The sequence below is a fragment of the Salinivibrio sp. EAGSL genome, from assembly GCF_013366455.1.
GTDB lineage: Bacteria > Pseudomonadota > Gammaproteobacteria > Enterobacterales > Vibrionaceae > Salinivibrio > Salinivibrio costicola.
The window spans coordinates 50,514-65,203 of sequence record NZ_JABWMG010000011.1; the positions used below are offsets into that span (position 1 = coordinate 50,514).

Genomic DNA, 14,690 nt, shown 5'->3' on the forward strand with positions numbered 1-14,690 from the left:
GTTTATGCCCTGGATAACATTTTACGGTGAGTATGAATGGACATGAGAATACCAAAACCGGCCATGAGCGTGACCATTGAGGTGCCACCATAGCTGATTAAAGGTAAGGGTACCCCAACCACAGGTAAAATACCGCTGACCATGCCAATATTGACAAAAACATAAACAAAAAAGCTCAACACAATACTGCCCGCCATCATACGGCCAAAGGCGGTTTGTGCTCGACTTGCCAACATTAACCCTCGCCCAATCAAAAACACATATAAAGCCAGTAGCACGCAAACACCCACTAACCCCCATTCTTCGGCGATGACGGCAAAAATAAAATCAGTATGGCGTTCAGGGAGAAACTCGAGCTGCGATTGTGTTCCATGGAGCCAGCCTTTACCGGTTAAACCGCCCGAGCCTATCGCGATCTTAGATTGGATAATGTGATAGCCGGCACCGAGCGGATCCGATTCAGGATTAAACAAGGTAAGCACCCGTGTTCGTTGGTAATCGTGCATCAGGAAAAACCAAAGTACTGGTATAAAGCTGGCAAGCGCGACGACAGCAGCGGTGATGATTTTCCAACTGATACCGGCTAGGAACAACACGAATATGCCGGATGCGGCGATCAATATAGAGGTCCCTAAATCGGGTTGTTTGGCAATCATGAGTGTAGGGACCAACAACAAGAATAGCGCGATCAGCAAAGTAGATATTTTCGGGGGGAGGGGGTCTTTACCAATAAAGCGAGCCAGCATTAAAGGCACCGCCAATTTAATGATTTCTGAAGGCTGAAAGGTAACAAAACCCAGATCAAGCCAGCGTTGTGCCCCTTTGGCGGTTTCTCCGACGAATAATACCGCCGCTAATAACACCACGCCTACGGCGTATAAATAGGGTGACCAAAACTCATAGTGGCGAGGAGGAACTTGGGCGAGTGCAAACATGACGGCAAGTGCCAGCGTCATGCGAATGGCTTGGCGTTCCATCATCGCCAGGCTTTGCCCGCTTGCGCTATACATGACCACCAGCCCGAAGCCCATGAGTAACAAAACACCAATCAGCATGGGCAAATCGAGATGTAAGCGGTCAAACAAAGAGCGTTTGGTGCTGGCTTGAGCTAACGAACTCATTATTTTTCCTCCTCCGTCTCTTTGTCTTCCACTAGAATATGATCGAAGATACGGCGCGCGATCGGCGCACCATTGCTTGACCCGCCACCGGCATTTTCTAACACCATAGATACCGCGACTTCGGGATTTTCAAAAGGCGCGAACCCCATAAATAGCGCATGATCGCGCAGATGTTCGGCGATTTCATCGGCGTTATACTCTTCGTTTTCGCCTAGGCCAAAGACCTGAGCGGTGCCCGATTTTCCTCCCGATAGATACTCCGCGGAGCGGAAAGCACGACGCGCTGTCCCTTTACGCCCATGATTAACTAATTGCATGCCTTTTAGTCCCACATCCCAATACTTGTCCTCTACCCCTTTTATCGGTGGAAATGGCTCAGCCTTCGGTTTGTGTTCACCCGTTTCATCGCGGGTTTTCATTAATAGTTTTGGGGCTTTCACTTCGCCACGGTTAAGCAACACCGTAAGTGCTTTAACAATCTGCATGGGTGTCGCCGTCCAGTAGCCTTGTCCAATACCAACCGGAATGGTGTCACCCTTGTACCAAGGTTGCCGATAGCGGCTCATTTTCCATTCTCGGTTAGGCATATTGGCACTGCTCTCTTCATGAATATCAATGCCAGTGTAATGACCAAACCCGAATCGACCCATCCATGATGATAATTTATCAATCCCCATGTCGTAGGCGATTTGATAGAAAAACGTATCAACCGATTCTTCAATCGATTGAACAATATTAACGCGGCCATGGCCCCAGGGACGCCAGTCACGGAATGGACGGGTGTCTGAATTAGGGATGCGCCAATAACCAGGGTCATTGCGGGTGGTCTGGGTCGTGATCACGCCTTCTTCCAACGCAGAGACAGCGATAAAAGGCTTCACCGTTGAGGCGGGGGGATAAATGCCTAGGGTCGCCCGATTCACCAGTGGGCGATCTTTATTATTGAGTAATTGCTGATACTGTTTACTCGAAATGCCGTGGACGAATAAGTTCGGATCATAGCTTGGGGTCGATACCATGGCCAATACCCCGGAGGTATCAGGATCAACCACCACCACTGCACCACGGCGATTGCCAAGAATACCGCGCACGTACAGCTGCAAATCAATATCGAGGTTGAGGATTAAGTCTTTACCGGGCTCAGGGGGAACGTATTTAAGTGTCCGGATCACACGACCTCGGCTATTCACTTCGACTTCCTGATAGCCGGCTTTTCCGTGTAACTCGGGCTCATAATATTTTTCTATCCCGAGTTTGCCAATGTCACGCGTCGCTCGGTAGTTATTGAGCACGTCTTTTTGTCGCAACTTGGCAATATCGCGATCATTAATTCTTGCGACATAACCCAGCACGTGTGTCAACGCATCGCCATATGGGTAATGACGTTTTAGATAGGCTTTGATTTCAACCCCAGTAAATTGATGCTGGTGGGCGGAAAAAATCGCGACCTCTTTGTCAGTCAGTTGTGTTTTGAGTGCCACGGCATTAAAACGGCGAGAGCGGCGACGTTCTTGTTGAAAACGTGCAATATCTTTGTCATCCAGCGACAACAAGCGTTTAAGCTTGGCCAAGGTTGCCGACATATCATCGACTTGCTCGGGGGTCACTTCTAAATGATAAACTGGGCGGTTTTCAGCCAGCAGTTTTCCATGGCGGTCATAAATGAGGCCACGGTTAGGCGCGACAGGGACCACTTTAATACGATTATCATTCGAGCGAGTTTGGTAGTCTTGATGCTCGGTTACTTGAATATGATAAAGGTTGGTGAGCAACGCTCCAACAAGCGCCATAATGCCGACAAAAGAGACAATAGCGCGGCGCACAAATAACGCAGCCTCGGTACTGTGGTCTCGGATTTCAACTCGTTGGCGCTTCATCTGTCGTTATTCTCGATGATAAGGATGGTTGGTGGTGAGACTCCAAGCGCGATACAGGCTCTCCGCCATGATGACGCGAACCAGTGGGTGGGGCAGGGTCAGAGGCGAAAGTGACCAGCTTTGCTCAGCGGCTGCTTTACAATCGGGGGCCAACCCTTCTGGGCCACCAATTAAAATGGCGACATCGCGCCCATCCAGTTTCCACTTTTCGAGTTGACTGGCTAATTGCGGCGTATTCCAAGGCTTGCCGGGAATATCTAAGGTAACGATACGACTACCACGATTCACCGCAGCGAGCATGGCTTCGCCTTCTTTTTGTAAAATGCGGGCAATGTCTGCATTTTTACCGCGTTTACCGGCAGGCACTTCAACCAGCTCAAGTGGCATGTCTTTTGGAAAGCGGCGCTGATACTCATCAAAGCCTTGTTGTACCCACTTGGGCATTTTATTGCCGACTGCAATCAACTGGATTTTCATGGATTAATTCCAGAGTTTTTCCAGTTGATAAAGTTGGCGTTGTTCTTCTTGCATGACGTGAACCATGACGTCGCCTAAATCGACAACGACCCACTCACTGTCATCTTTGCCTTCTGTTCCCATGGCGCCAATATCAGCCGCTTGGGCTTGCTCACAAACGTGATCGGCAATTGAAGCCACATGGCGGCGCGAGTTGCCTGTACAAAGCACCAAAAAGTCAGTAATGCAGGATTTATCTCGTACGTCTAGCGTCACGATATCGCTGGCTTTTAACTCATCGACTTTGTCGGCGACAAACTGTTTTAATTCGGTAGCTTGCAAAGAGAACCTCGATGTATGTGCTGATTGTATTCAGTGGCAGTATATCACTTGGCAGCCCTTTGGACACGCTAGGGCGCCAGAGGTTCGGCGGGTTGGCACATAAGTGCACAAAAATAGTGCAGATTAGGCCAAGGGTCACTGCCAAAATCGGTTTTTAACTGTATCTCTAACTCAGCGAGCTGGCGCAATAATGAGGCGAGACGCACTTTGTTTAGCCGATTGAGTGCTGCGGTGATCATGGGTCTACGCGCTTGCCAAACACGCAACTGATCGAATAGCACGTTGAGTGGTCGCCCTTGTTGCCCTTGCTCTTGGATTGTATAGAGTTGTTTGAGTTCTTTTTGGATCAAACGCAGTAACAAGGTGGGCTCTTCGCCTTCGGCATGCAGTTGTTCGATAATACGCTGCGCGCGATTGGCCTTACCGGCAAGTAGCGCATCGGTCAGTTGGAAAGGGGTGAAGTGATGATGCCGCGACAACGCACTCTCAATCCGAGGTAAGGTAAGGGCACCATCGGGATAAAGTAAGTGGAGGATTTGTAAACTTTGCACCAGCGCGAGTAAGTTGCCTTCATGCCATTGGGCAAGCAACTGCAGCGCGGGTTGATCGGGTTGTAGCCCGAGATGGCGGCAGCGCTGTTCAATAAAACGGGGCAAGTGACGTGCATCTGGGGTTTGGCAAACTACATACAAGGCTTGCTTTGCCAACGTAGTAAACCACTTGGCACTTTCTTGCTTTTTATTGAGCCGCTCGCCTTGAACGAGCAAGAGAATATCAGGATGGAGGTAGCTGGCAAGCTCGGTCAGTTGCTTGGCTTGGGCGCTGTTCAGGCCATTTTCAGGACAGGTCAATTCAATAATCTGCCGAGAGGAAAACAAACTGAGGGCTTGGCAGCAGTCAAACACTTCTTGCCAATCTAATTGCCCATCAATCATAAACTTATGATGCTCTTCAAAGCCTTGTGAGCGTGCCGCGTGGCAAATGGCATCACGAGACTCGAGCTTTAACAAAGGATCGGTGCCAAAGACTAAGTAAGTTTGACGCAGTGGCTGATTAAGCTGCTGCGCCAATTGTTCTGGATAGGCTCTCATCATTGCGCGGGCTGTGTTTCAGTTTGACGCGTTTCGATGATCACATTGGGCTCAGTGGGCGCCTCTCCCTGTTCGAGTTGCTCTAATGCCGCTTGTTCTGCTTGCTGACGCTCAAATGCGGCGATATCCCCTTTGAGTTGAGACAGTTGACGCATAATTTGACGGGTCGCCTCGGTACGCATTTCTGCGACTAACTTATTTTGCTCGACTGACTTGGCCAACGCGGTCAGTGGGTTATCGAGAAAGTTACGGCTCAAGGTCGTATTGTAGGTGTAGCTACCTTTCCCCGGCACAGTGACACGATAACGTGCGACATAGCGAAACTCTTTCTCTGCTACTCGGCTGTTTTGATAGAGCGACAAAGTTTGTGCACTATCACTTTCGCTAAGCAACTCGATATTCGCCACGTCGTCAGAGGGTGACACCATCTGAACGTTATGTTGACGCAAAGCGTTGCGCATTTGGCGAGTCAGCTCCCCATAGGGGTCAAAACTCGTCAATGACACTTTGTCTACCTCATCGGGCAAATTATAGCTGCCACGCAAGGCAAACCCGCAAGACGCGATGGTCAGTGAGACCATCGCGACGAGCAGGGAGCGAAGCACAGTGTTAAACAGATTCACTCCATCGCTCCTTGTTAGTTAGCAACAATATTAACCAGTTTCCCTGGTACATAAATGACTTTGCGAACCGTTTTACCGTCGGTAAATTTGACCACGTTTTCGTCTGACATGGCTTGTGCTTCAACGGCTTCTTTCTCGGCGTCGGCGGCCACGGTGATCTTGGCACGTAGCTTACCGTTCACTTGCACAATGATTAGCTTTTCCTCCTCGACCAAGGCCGCTTTATCGGCTTGCGGCCAATCGGCACTGTCGATATCGGTTTCGCCCAGGGCCTGCCAAAGCGTAAAGCAGATGTGCGGGGTGATGGGATATAGCATCAATACCACGGCTTTGAGTGCTTCGTCTAACACAGCACGGTCTTGTTCATTGTCCTGTGGCGCTTTAACTAAGCGATTCATCAGCTCCATGATCGCGGCAATGGCGGTGTTGAACGTCTGACGACGGCCCATGTCATCACTGACTTTGGCGATGGCTTTGTGCACATCACGGCGCAAGGCTTTTTGATCATTATTAAGCGTATCGACTGCCAGCGCAGTAACGTCGCCTTTGTGGGTGTGCTCATAGACCAGTTTCCAAACACGGCGTAAGAAACGGTGTGAACCTTCCACGCCAGACTCTTGCCATTCCAACGTCATGTCCGCCGGTGCGGCAAACATCATAAAGAGACGCATGGTATCGGCACCGTATTTTTCCACCATTAATTGGGGATCAATGCCGTTGTTCTTCGACTTTGACATCTTGGTCATGCCTGCGTGGGTGACGGCGTTCCCTTGGCTGTCGACCGCATGAATAATTTGCCCTTTGGTGTCCCGTTCAACGGTCACATCAGTCGGCGAGACCCAAACACGTACCCCTTTGTCATCGGTGTAATAAAACGCATCGGCGAGGACCATGCCTTGGCATAGCAACTGCTTAAACGGCTCGTCGCTGTCGACCATATTTTCATCGCGCAATAGCTTATGGAAAAAGCGCGAGTACAACAGGTGCATACAAGCGTGCTCAATGCCACCGATATACTGGTCGACCGGTAGCCAATAATTGGCGGCACTTGGATCCAGCATTTGATCTGCTTGCGGAGAGCAATAACGTGCGTAGTACCACGACGATTCCATAAAGGTATCGAAAGTGTCGGTTTCACGCAGCGCTGGCTTACCTTGATATTGCGTTTGTGCCCATTGCTTGTCAGCTTTGATAGGGCTTTGTACACCATCCATCACCACATCTTCTGGCAGGATCACGGGCAGCTGCTCAGCTGGGACGGGCACGACCTCACCGTCTTCGGTATTCAGCATCGGAATTGGCGCACCCCAATAACGCTGACGAGAGACGCCCCAATCACGTAAACGGAAATTAACCGTTTTCTTGCCTTTACCTAGCGATTCAAGCTTGCTCGCAATCGCATCGAAGGCCGCGTTAAAATCTAACCCGTCAAACTCACCCGAGTTAAACAGCTTACCTTTTTCGGTATACGCTTGTTCTGACAAATCGGGCGCATGGCCGTTTTCATCGAGGATCACCGGCTCAATATCCAGCGCGTACTTATGAGCAAATTCGAAGTCGCGTTGGTCGTGAGCAGGCACCGCCATCACTGCGCCAGTGCCGTAATCCATCAATACAAAGTTAGCGACAAAAATTGGCACACGACGTCCATTCAATGGATGCGTGGCATACAAACCGGTCGCCATGCCTTTTTTCTCCATAGTCGCCAGCTCAGCCTCGGCGACTTTGGTGTTACGGCATTCTTGCACGAATTCAGCGAGGGCAGGGTTGTCTTTGGCCGCGGCCTCCGCAAGTGGGTGACCGGCTGCAATCCCCACGTAAGTGACGCCCATCAACGTATCTGGACGCGTGGTGTAGACATCCAGTGAAGGATGCTCGCCTTCGACATCAAAGGTCAGTTCAACACCTTCTGAGCGACCAATCCAGTTACGCTGCATGGTTTTTACCATGTCTGGCCAGCCGTCCAGTTTGTCGATGTCTTGCAGCAGCTCTTCTGCGTAATCGGTGATTTTAATAAACCACTGCGGGATTTCTTTTTGCTCAACCGGCGTATCGCAGCGCCAGCAGCAACCTTCGTGAACTTGCTCATTGGCGAGCACGGTCTGATCGTTGGGACACCAGTTCACTGATGAGGTCTTTTTATAAACCAGCCCCTTGTTGTAGAGCGTGGTAAAGAAGCCTTGCTCCCAGCGGTAGTAATCGGGACTACAGGTGGCGACTTCACGGCTCCAGTCGTAGCCAAAGCCCAGCATTTTTAGCTGGCCTTTCATGTAATCAATGTTTTCGTAAGTCCAAGGCGCGGGCGCGGTTTTGTTTTTGATCGCAGCGCCTTCGGCAGGAAGGCCAAACGCATCCCAACCAATCGGCTGCATGACATTCTTGCCTTGCAGTCGCTGATAACGGGAAATGACATCACCGATGGTGTAGTTACGGACATGCCCCATGTGCAGTCGGCCACTTGGGTAAGGAAACATAGAAAGACAGTAGAATTTTTCTTTGTTAGGGTCTTCATGAACCACAAAGGTTTTATTGTCATCCCAATGGGCTTGAACTTTTTGTTCAATATCTTGCGGGCTATATTGTTCTTGCATCGATGGCTTCCGAGATTCTGTGAGAAAGGTAAAACCTGAAAGAGAAATATCAGCATAGAATAACGAAAGGCAGAGACCGCAACAACACTTGAATCAGGACAGGACCATGAATAAAGAGAAAGAACCCCAACAAAGTATCATCGAGCGGGTAAAAGAGGCGTTAGAAAACAGCCCCGAGGCACTGTCTCATTGGGTGACCTTGTCTGATCAATACCTCAAAGCCGCGGCCGATCTGACTAAAGATGAATGGGCCTTGATCGAGGCATACTTTAAACGTGATGTGAAAGCGTTCGGTGAACAGTACGATAAATCTCAAACCGAAGAGATTGATAGTCAGGTGTTTAACGATCTGATTGCTAACTCGATTTGGGAGCAATTAGCAGAGATCACCGACCGTACGCAGCTAGAGTGGCGTGAAGTGTTCGATGATCTTCAACATCATGGCGTTTATGAAGCGGGTGAAATTGTCGGACTGGGCGTGTTGCAATGTGAACAGTGCCATCATCAAACGCGGCACAGCCGGGTCGATGTGATTGCACCGTGTACGCAATGTGGTCATCGCTACTTTTCTCGCCGCCCTTACCCGGTGTAAGCCAAGTTTTAGAGCTTGGCTTTTGCGTTTGGTTTTAAAGCGCGGGTCGGTCTATCCGTGGCCAAATGTGCCTAAGAGGCGTCGTCGCGACCTTCAAAGCGCTGGCGTTCTTCTTTTTCGACTTGAGAAAGCCGTGGCAGCTTTAGGCCTTGTGATTGCCCCATCCAACGGGCAAAGACAATATTACAAGCAAATGCCGCGGTGACGAAGACGAGCTCTGCAGCAGCCATCCACCGTTCGCCTTCATCGACATAGAGAATGGTAAGGGCGTGTAAAAAATAGAACATCAAAATAAAGTTGGCCCATGCATGGGTAAACGCTTTGCCTTTGATGATCCCAGGTAAAGGGAGCAGTAAAGGGATTGTCCAGCCAATGGTCACCGCCCATGCATTCAAGTGGGGATGGGGCGATAAGTAAGCATGCCACGCGACCACCCAAGCAATGAGGCCAAGGTTACTCAGCAAAGACAATTTGCGCATGAAGGCGAGCCGAGGATCTGTCACGATTCTGTCCTTTTATCTTAGGTGGTGGTGAAAAGTGTGGGCAAAACGCGCCAAGCGTTGGCCTAATGTTTTTGCGATTTGCTTTTCGTCGGCCATTAAAGGGTGATGTGGCTCCGCAACACTGGATGCACCGTAAGGGGAACCGCCGCCTTCCGTTGTATGAAGCGCACGCTCGCTGTGTGGAACACCGACTAACATCATACCATGATGAAGTAAGGGGATGGTCATCGTGAGCAGCGTGGTTTCTTGGCCACCATGAAGCATTGATCCGGCGCCAAAGACCGCGGCGGGTTTATCAATTAAGGCACCCGATAACCATTCGCCACTGGTACTATCGATAAATTGCTTCAATGGCGCGGCCATGTTGCCAAAACGTACCGGACTGCCGAGCGCGAGGCCATGGCAATCTAATAGATCCTGACGGGTGACAAAGGGATCGTTTGGCGAGACGTCCGGTATTTTGCCATCGGCATAAGCAGGCAGCTCGGGCACAGTTCGTAACACCGCCTCAACGCCTTGCGCTTCAATACCGCGTGCAACTTGTTGAGCAAGCTTACGTGTATTACCTGAACGGCTGTAATAAAGCACGAGAACTTGTGTCATTGAACGAATACCAATACATTTTCGGGTGGGCGGCCGATGACCGCTTTGTCGCCTTGAACGGCAATGGGACGTTCAATCAGTTTTGGGTGATTAACCATTGCCTCCAACAATTGCGCTTCTTCCACCGAAGCATCGCCCAAATTGGCTGCCTTGTAATCCGCTTCTTTGGTGCGCATCATGTCGCGAAATGATGCCATGCCCAGCTGTCGCTTTAACTCACGGAGCGTATCGGCAGATAATGGCGTCTCTAAATATTTAACGATTGTCGGCGTGACGCCCTTTGACTCAAGCAGCTTGAGGGTTTCTCGACTTTTTGAGCAACGTGGATTGTGGTACAGAGTAATGGGGCTCACAACATCTATCCTTTTTAAGTTGAGTTAACGATCACTGAGCGCTTTAAAGCGTGCCTGCTGATGGCGTAATTGATCGATACGCGCATCATAACGTGCTTGTGCCAAGCTGCCTAACTCAGCCAGTTGAGCGGCTTGGGTGTAGTTACGAATGGCTTTGCTCCATTGACCGCGCAGCGCGTAACGCTCTCCTTGAGCAGCTAATTCACCGTCACGGTGTGTGCCAGTGCTTTCGTACGCTTGTTGTAACAAAAACCATCCGTTGCTGTCATCGGCATGCTGGTGGGTGTAGCGCTCTAATGCCTTGATCGCTTCACCGCCACGCTTGGCTTTTACCAAGGTGTAAGCGTGATTAAGCAACAATACGCGATTGTTAGGCTGCTGGTTCAAGGCTTGATTCAGGCGGGATAAGGCGCTGTCATACTGCTTTTCGCCAATCTCTAAGTCGGTCATCGCGTCAATATAAAAACGATTATTGGGTTGAGCTTTAATGAGGGGCGCCAGCTTCTCACGCGCTTGTTGATAGCGCCTTGCATCAATATCCAACAGCGCCATGCCGTAATCAAGGCTATGTTTTTCCGCTGGCGATGCTGCTTTATGACGCCGTTCAAACCAGTCCATGGCGGAGCGATCAGCGATACCGCTATATCGTGCAACGATACGCGCTCGTGCGAGTTGGTAATCGGGAGAGTCGGGCACGCTTTTTTGAGGATACTGACGCGCCCGCGCGCGTGAATCTGTGATCCGAGACGCGGGTAATGGGTGAGTGCTGAAATACTCCGGCATTTGACTGGCGTAGCGGTACTCATCGGCTAACCGAGAGAAAAAGCGTGGCATCGCCTCAACATCGAAATCCGCGCGAGCGAGGGTTTCAATTCCGACGCGGTCGGCCTCTTCTTCGTTACGGCGGGTAAAGTTTATTTGGCTTTGCATACTCCCCGCCGTTGCTGCATGAGCTGCGGCAATCCCTGCTTCAGGCGCTGCAATCGCGAGCATTAAAGAGCCGACTAAAGCGGCAACCGTTAGCGGCGAGGTTTGTGCCTGCGCTTCCATGCTGCGCGCAAGGTGGCGTTGGGTCACGTGCGCAATTTCGTGCGCCATCACAGATGCCAGTTCGCTTTCTGTCTTGGCATGCAGGAAAAGCCCAGAATGCATGGCTACATACCCGCCAAAAAAGGCAAACGCATTGATCGCTTGATTATCAATCAAAATAAATTGGAAGGGCGTGCGGACATCGTTGGCGTTCGCCACCAACCGATGCCCGAGGGCGTTAACATATTCACCGAGTAAAGGATCATCAATAATGGGTTTGCTGGCTCGTAGCATTCGCATATAAGCATCACCAAACTCTTTTTCTTTTGCCACCGACAGCGTACTCGCGGCAGCGGTGCCAATGTTAGGCAAATCACTTTGATATGACTCGACGTTTGCTGACACAGGCGCACTGACCAATGTCCCTGCAAGCGCATAGGCGACGAGGCGGCGAGCCGTTTTTCCTTTCCAAGAGCAAGATGCACGTGGCGGCATAAGTGTCATTACCTTTTAAAATACGCAAGTGTACTTAAGTACAGACCGATAAAACCTGTCTGGGTTTCGTTGGCGTTCTATCTAATGTCCATTACAATACCAACGATAATACCGACCGGTGAGACAGAATGGAATGTCAAACTCTTGATTTACGAGCACATGTTTGCCCAATGGCCCTGCTACTCGCTAAGCGTGCAGCAGCGTCGTTGCGTGCCGGCGAGCAGTTAGTGATTTTACTGGGCGATCAAGGCGCGAAAAACGATATTCCAACCTACTTTACTCGTGAAGGATTTACCATTGCTTGGTTAGATACGCCAGCCTCGCGTTTACACGTCACAAAACAATAACGAGCCTGATATGTTTGAATTGCTACATCGCTGGTATCGGCGACGCTTTTCCGACCCACATGCGGTCAGCCTAGTGCTGATTCTTTTGGTCGGTTTTGTCACCATCTATTTTTTCGGCAACTTATTGGCGCCTTTACTCGTGGCCATTGTCATGGCGTATTTACTCGATTGGCCAGTCAATCGTCTTAGTCGACTGGGGCTGCCTCGCACGTTATCGGTTTTGGTGGTGATCGCCTTGTTTGCCAGCTTCACATTCATGGCGTTGTTTGGCTTGGTACCGACGATTTGGAATCAAGGGATAAGCCTGGTGGCCGATGTGCCGAACATGTTTAATAACATGCAGATGCTGATGATGAGCTTACCCGAGCGCTATCCAGGATTAATTAATCCGCATATGGTGAACACACTGGTCGATGCCTTGCAGTTTAAAGTTCTCAACATCGGGGAAACCTTGGTAAGGGGATCGTTATCATCGCTGGTGAACATCGTGGCGCTAGCGGTCTATTTGATTTTGGTCCCGCTCTTGGTTTTCTTCTTACTGAAAGATAAAACGCAAATGTTGGCGATGTTTAAAGGATTATTGCCGCGTAATCGCCGCCTTGCCTCTCGGGTTGGTCATGAGATGAACCAACAGATATCGAATTACATTCGCGGGAAAGTGACCGAGATTATTATTGTCGGTATCACCAGCTATCTGACTTTCATGTTACTCGATCTCCGCTATGCCGTGTTGCTAAGTGTCGCCACCGGCTTTTCTGTCCTTGTCCCCTATATCGGGGCGGCCATTGTTACGGTGCCGATAGCGATCGTGGCCCTTTTCCAATGGGGACTTGAGCCCGGGTTTTGGTATGTGATGATTGCTTACGGCGTGATTCAAACCCTTGACGGTAACGTCCTTGTGCCGGTGCTTTTCTCGGAAGCGGTCAATTTACACCCGGTGGCACTCATCATAGCCGTACTGGTTTTCGGTGGACTCTGGGGCTTTTGGGGGGTATTTTTTGCCATTCCATTGGCGACGTTAGTGAAAGCGGTATGGCAAGCATTGCCTGAAATTGAGCTCGATGATGATCCAAAAAAAGACGTAGAGTGATCCATCTTGTTTTCAGGCTCCTAAATAAAGGAGCTGAGCGGCACGAGCACAGGCTTTACCGTGATCAGTTTGGCCCACAGAAGTAGTAATGAAAAACAGGGTTGGCATGGTACAAAACAGGCAAGAATATACGCATTTAGAGGGGTTCCGCGTCGCTGTGATCGGTGGCGGCGTGGCGGGCACGACAGCGGCCATGCGACTGGCTGAACGTGGTATTGATACCCAAGTGTTTGAAGCGGGAACCGGGCTAGTCAGTGGCCCACCTATCTGTCATCTTCATGCGGGCGGCAATTTGTATCGAGAAATCTCGCTCGATCAGTGCTTAACCTTACTGGACCAGTCCGTTGCGACCGTACGCATGTATCCGCACTCTGTGAATCGCCGCCCAACGGTGTTGGCGGTGCCAGAGCAAGACCCAGGATCGTTAGACAGTGTGATTGCACGATTAGAAACCTTGCGCGAGCGTTATGCGCAATTGGTCGAGCTTGATAGCGCCAACAAAGTGATGGGCGAACCTGCTGATTATTTCCGCCTGTATCAGCAATCAGACCTTGAAGCGCTGAAAGCAAAAGATTATCGCAGTATAACCGATTCGGCTGATCAGTGGATGTGGCCGGTTGCGCAGTCACTGGATCTCAGTGCGATGAAGTATCCGTTGGTATTGGTGCAAGAATACGGGCTGAGTGTATTTCGCCTCGCCGCTGAAGCGCAATTGACGCTTGCCGACGTACCGCATTGCCAACTCAACTTTAATCATAAGGTCGTGGATACGCAGCAGACAGCGTCGGGTTGGCAAGTGACATATCAAGATAAGGCAGGCCAATCGCACACCACCGAGGTTGACTATCTGATTAATGCGGCGGGGTTTCGCACCGGGACCATTGATGATATGGCGGGCTTCGGGCGTCAGCGTCTGGTTGAGTACAAGGCAGCGTACGTCGCCCACTGGACGTCGACGGCGTACCAATGGCCAGAAATTATTGTTCATGGCCAGCGAGGCACGCCACAAGGTATGGCACAACTGACGCCTTATCCTGATGGTTTCTTTCAACTGCACGGCATGACGCAAGACGTGACCCTCTTTGAACGTGGCTTGGTGAAAAGCTCAGTGCAATCGGCGCAACCGAATGTCGACGCGCGCTATATTAAAAACATCGATCAAGGTTGGGACTGGGATCAAGTGTGCCAGCGCACGGACCGTGCCATCGAACATTTTGCTCAATGGCTGCCTGAATTTAAGCAGGCCGAAGTCGGAGGAAAACCCTTGTGTGGCGCGCAACAAATTCCCGGTGAGGACCCGTCGCTGCGGGCGTCGGATGTATCTTTCGATGGTGAGCGCTACGCGCGGATGGAAATCGTGAAAGCCTCCTCGGCGCTGACGGCGATAAGCAAAGTCCTGACGCAATTTGAAGATGCCGGCTGGATTTCGCCAACCTCTCATTACGTCATGACGCGCCCGTCGACCGCTAAGATTGTCAGCGCTGCGTGTGAATTTGCGGTACAGCGTGGTTATCCAGAAGCATTGGCAAAGCCTGTGGGCTGAGTGAACCCATGGTCATCGTTTGAAAAAAGCGCAC

General features: G+C 50.6%; 15 protein-coding genes. 4 read left to right on the forward strand and 11 right to left on the reverse strand.

The features are described from left to right. Positions 1-2 precede the first annotated feature (2 nt). The 7 genes from rodA to leuS form a co-directional block, all read right to left on the reverse strand. Positions 3-1,121: a rod shape-determining protein RodA gene (gene rodA, locus HLG76_RS08560; protein WP_077461618.1), complete on the reverse strand. Its 1,119-nt coding sequence runs from the start codon at positions 1,119-1,121 to the stop codon at positions 3-5. Beyond that, positions 1,121-2,998 (reverse strand): penicillin-binding protein 2, encoded by a 1,878-nt coding sequence (gene mrdA, locus HLG76_RS08565; RefSeq protein ID WP_175993480.1) that lies wholly within the window; start codon positions 2,996-2,998, stop codon positions 1,121-1,123. Before mrdA ends, rodA begins: the two co-directional genes overlap by 1 nt. Positions 2,999-3,004: 6 nt before the next feature. Then, complete coding sequence (gene rlmH / locus HLG76_RS08570) at positions 3,005-3,475, reverse strand: 23S rRNA (pseudouridine(1915)-N(3))-methyltransferase RlmH (protein WP_025744459.1); 471 nt, start codon at positions 3,473-3,475, stop codon at positions 3,005-3,007. Positions 3,476-3,478: 3 nt separating this feature from the next. Next, on the reverse strand, positions 3,479-3,796 hold the full coding sequence (rsfS, locus tag HLG76_RS08575) for a ribosome silencing factor (RefSeq protein ID WP_077660741.1): 318 nt from the start codon (positions 3,794-3,796) through the stop codon (positions 3,479-3,481). A 68-nt stretch (positions 3,797-3,864) separates the two neighbouring features. Beyond that, entirely contained in the window at positions 3,865-4,887 is a 1,023-nt protein-coding gene (gene holA / locus HLG76_RS08580; RefSeq protein WP_175993492.1) for a DNA polymerase III subunit delta, read from the reverse strand. Next, a complete protein-coding gene (gene lptE, locus HLG76_RS08585) occupies positions 4,887-5,510 on the reverse strand; it encodes an LPS assembly lipoprotein LptE (RefSeq protein WP_175993481.1) in 624 nt (207 codons plus the stop codon). Before lptE ends, holA begins: the two co-directional genes overlap by 1 nt. A gap of 14 nt (positions 5,511-5,524) precedes the next feature. Beyond that, positions 5,525-8,101 (reverse strand): leucine--tRNA ligase, encoded by a 2,577-nt coding sequence (gene leuS, locus HLG76_RS08590; RefSeq protein ID WP_175993482.1) that lies wholly within the window; start codon positions 8,099-8,101, stop codon positions 5,525-5,527. A 106-nt stretch (positions 8,102-8,207) separates the two neighbouring features. Here leuS and HLG76_RS08595 point away from each other — a divergent pair, with 106 nt between their 5' ends. After that, complete coding sequence (locus HLG76_RS08595; RefSeq protein ID WP_077461613.1) at positions 8,208-8,693, forward strand: zinc ribbon-containing protein; 486 nt, start codon at positions 8,208-8,210, stop codon at positions 8,691-8,693. A 71-nt stretch (positions 8,694-8,764) separates the two neighbouring features. Here the strand turns inward: HLG76_RS08595 and HLG76_RS08600 are convergent, their stop codons facing one another. From HLG76_RS08600 to HLG76_RS08615, 4 genes are read right to left on the reverse strand one after another with little or no spacing between them, the layout of a single operon-like run. Beyond that, entirely contained in the window at positions 8,765-9,172 is a 408-nt protein-coding gene (locus HLG76_RS08600) for a DUF2069 domain-containing protein (protein WP_051503281.1), read from the reverse strand. A gap of 36 nt (positions 9,173-9,208) precedes the next feature. Continuing rightward, positions 9,209-9,799, reverse strand: coding sequence for an NAD(P)H:quinone oxidoreductase (gene wrbA / locus HLG76_RS08605; RefSeq protein ID WP_175993483.1), 591 nt, complete (start codon positions 9,797-9,799; stop codon positions 9,209-9,211). Next, the gene (gene arsC / locus HLG76_RS08610) at positions 9,796-10,152 is read right to left on the reverse strand and encodes an arsenate reductase (glutaredoxin) (RefSeq protein WP_077461612.1); all 357 of its coding nucleotides are present in this window, start codon (positions 10,150-10,152) and stop codon (positions 9,796-9,798) included. Before arsC ends, wrbA begins: the two co-directional genes overlap by 4 nt. Before the next feature lie 24 nt (positions 10,153-10,176). Then, a complete protein-coding gene (locus tag HLG76_RS08615; RefSeq protein ID WP_077677224.1) occupies positions 10,177-11,676 on the reverse strand; it encodes a M48 family metalloprotease in 1,500 nt (499 codons plus the stop codon). Between the two features lie 128 nt (positions 11,677-11,804). Between HLG76_RS08615 and HLG76_RS08620 the strand changes: the two genes are divergently transcribed. The 3 genes from HLG76_RS08620 to HLG76_RS08630 all read left to right on the forward strand — a co-directional run bounded on the left by HLG76_RS08620 (position 11,805) and on the right by HLG76_RS08630 (position 14,656). Then, the gene (locus HLG76_RS08620; RefSeq protein ID WP_025744467.1) at positions 11,805-12,023 is read left to right on the forward strand and encodes a sulfurtransferase TusA family protein; all 219 of its coding nucleotides are present in this window, start codon (positions 11,805-11,807) and stop codon (positions 12,021-12,023) included. A gap of 10 nt (positions 12,024-12,033) precedes the next feature. Beyond that, positions 12,034-13,113: an AI-2E family transporter gene (locus tag HLG76_RS08625; protein ID WP_077669023.1), complete on the forward strand. Its 1,080-nt coding sequence runs from the start codon at positions 12,034-12,036 to the stop codon at positions 13,111-13,113. 88 nt (positions 13,114-13,201) lie between these two features. Continuing rightward, entirely contained in the window at positions 13,202-14,656 is a 1,455-nt protein-coding gene (locus tag HLG76_RS08630) for an FAD-dependent oxidoreductase (protein WP_254877660.1), read from the forward strand. The last annotated feature ends 34 nt before the right edge of the window (positions 14,657-14,690 follow it).

Coding starts and splice junctions, on each gene's coding strand:
- rodA (WP_077461618.1), bottom strand. CDS start 1,121: ATGAGTTCGTTAGCTCAAGCCAGCACCAAACGCTCTTTGTTTGACCGC.
- mrdA (WP_175993480.1), bottom strand. CDS start 2,998: ATGAAGCGCCAACGAGTTGAAATCCGAGACCACAGTACCGAGGCTGCG.
- rlmH (WP_025744459.1), bottom strand. CDS start 3,475: ATGAAAATCCAGTTGATTGCAGTCGGCAATAAAATGCCCAAGTGGGTA.
- holA (WP_175993492.1), bottom strand. CDS start 4,887: ATGAGAGCCTATCCAGAACAATTGGCGCAGCAGCTTAATCAGCCACTG.
- leuS (WP_175993482.1), bottom strand. CDS start 8,101: ATGCAAGAACAATATAGCCCGCAAGATATTGAACAAAAAGTTCAAGCC.
- HLG76_RS08595 (WP_077461613.1), top strand. CDS start 8,208: ATGAATAAAGAGAAAGAACCCCAACAAAGTATCATCGAGCGGGTAAAA.
- HLG76_RS08600 (WP_051503281.1), bottom strand. CDS start 9,172: ATGCGCAAATTGTCTTTGCTGAGTAACCTTGGCCTCATTGCTTGGGTG.
- wrbA (WP_175993483.1), bottom strand. CDS start 9,799: ATGACACAAGTTCTCGTGCTTTATTACAGCCGTTCAGGTAATACACGT.
- HLG76_RS08615 (WP_077677224.1), bottom strand. CDS start 11,676: ATGCCGCCACGTGCATCTTGCTCTTGGAAAGGAAAAACGGCTCGCCGC.
- HLG76_RS08620 (WP_025744467.1), top strand. CDS start 11,805: ATGGAATGTCAAACTCTTGATTTACGAGCACATGTTTGCCCAATGGCC.
- HLG76_RS08625 (WP_077669023.1), top strand. CDS start 12,034: ATGTTTGAATTGCTACATCGCTGGTATCGGCGACGCTTTTCCGACCCA.
- HLG76_RS08630 (WP_254877660.1), top strand. CDS start 13,202: ATGAAAAACAGGGTTGGCATGGTACAAAACAGGCAAGAATATACGCAT.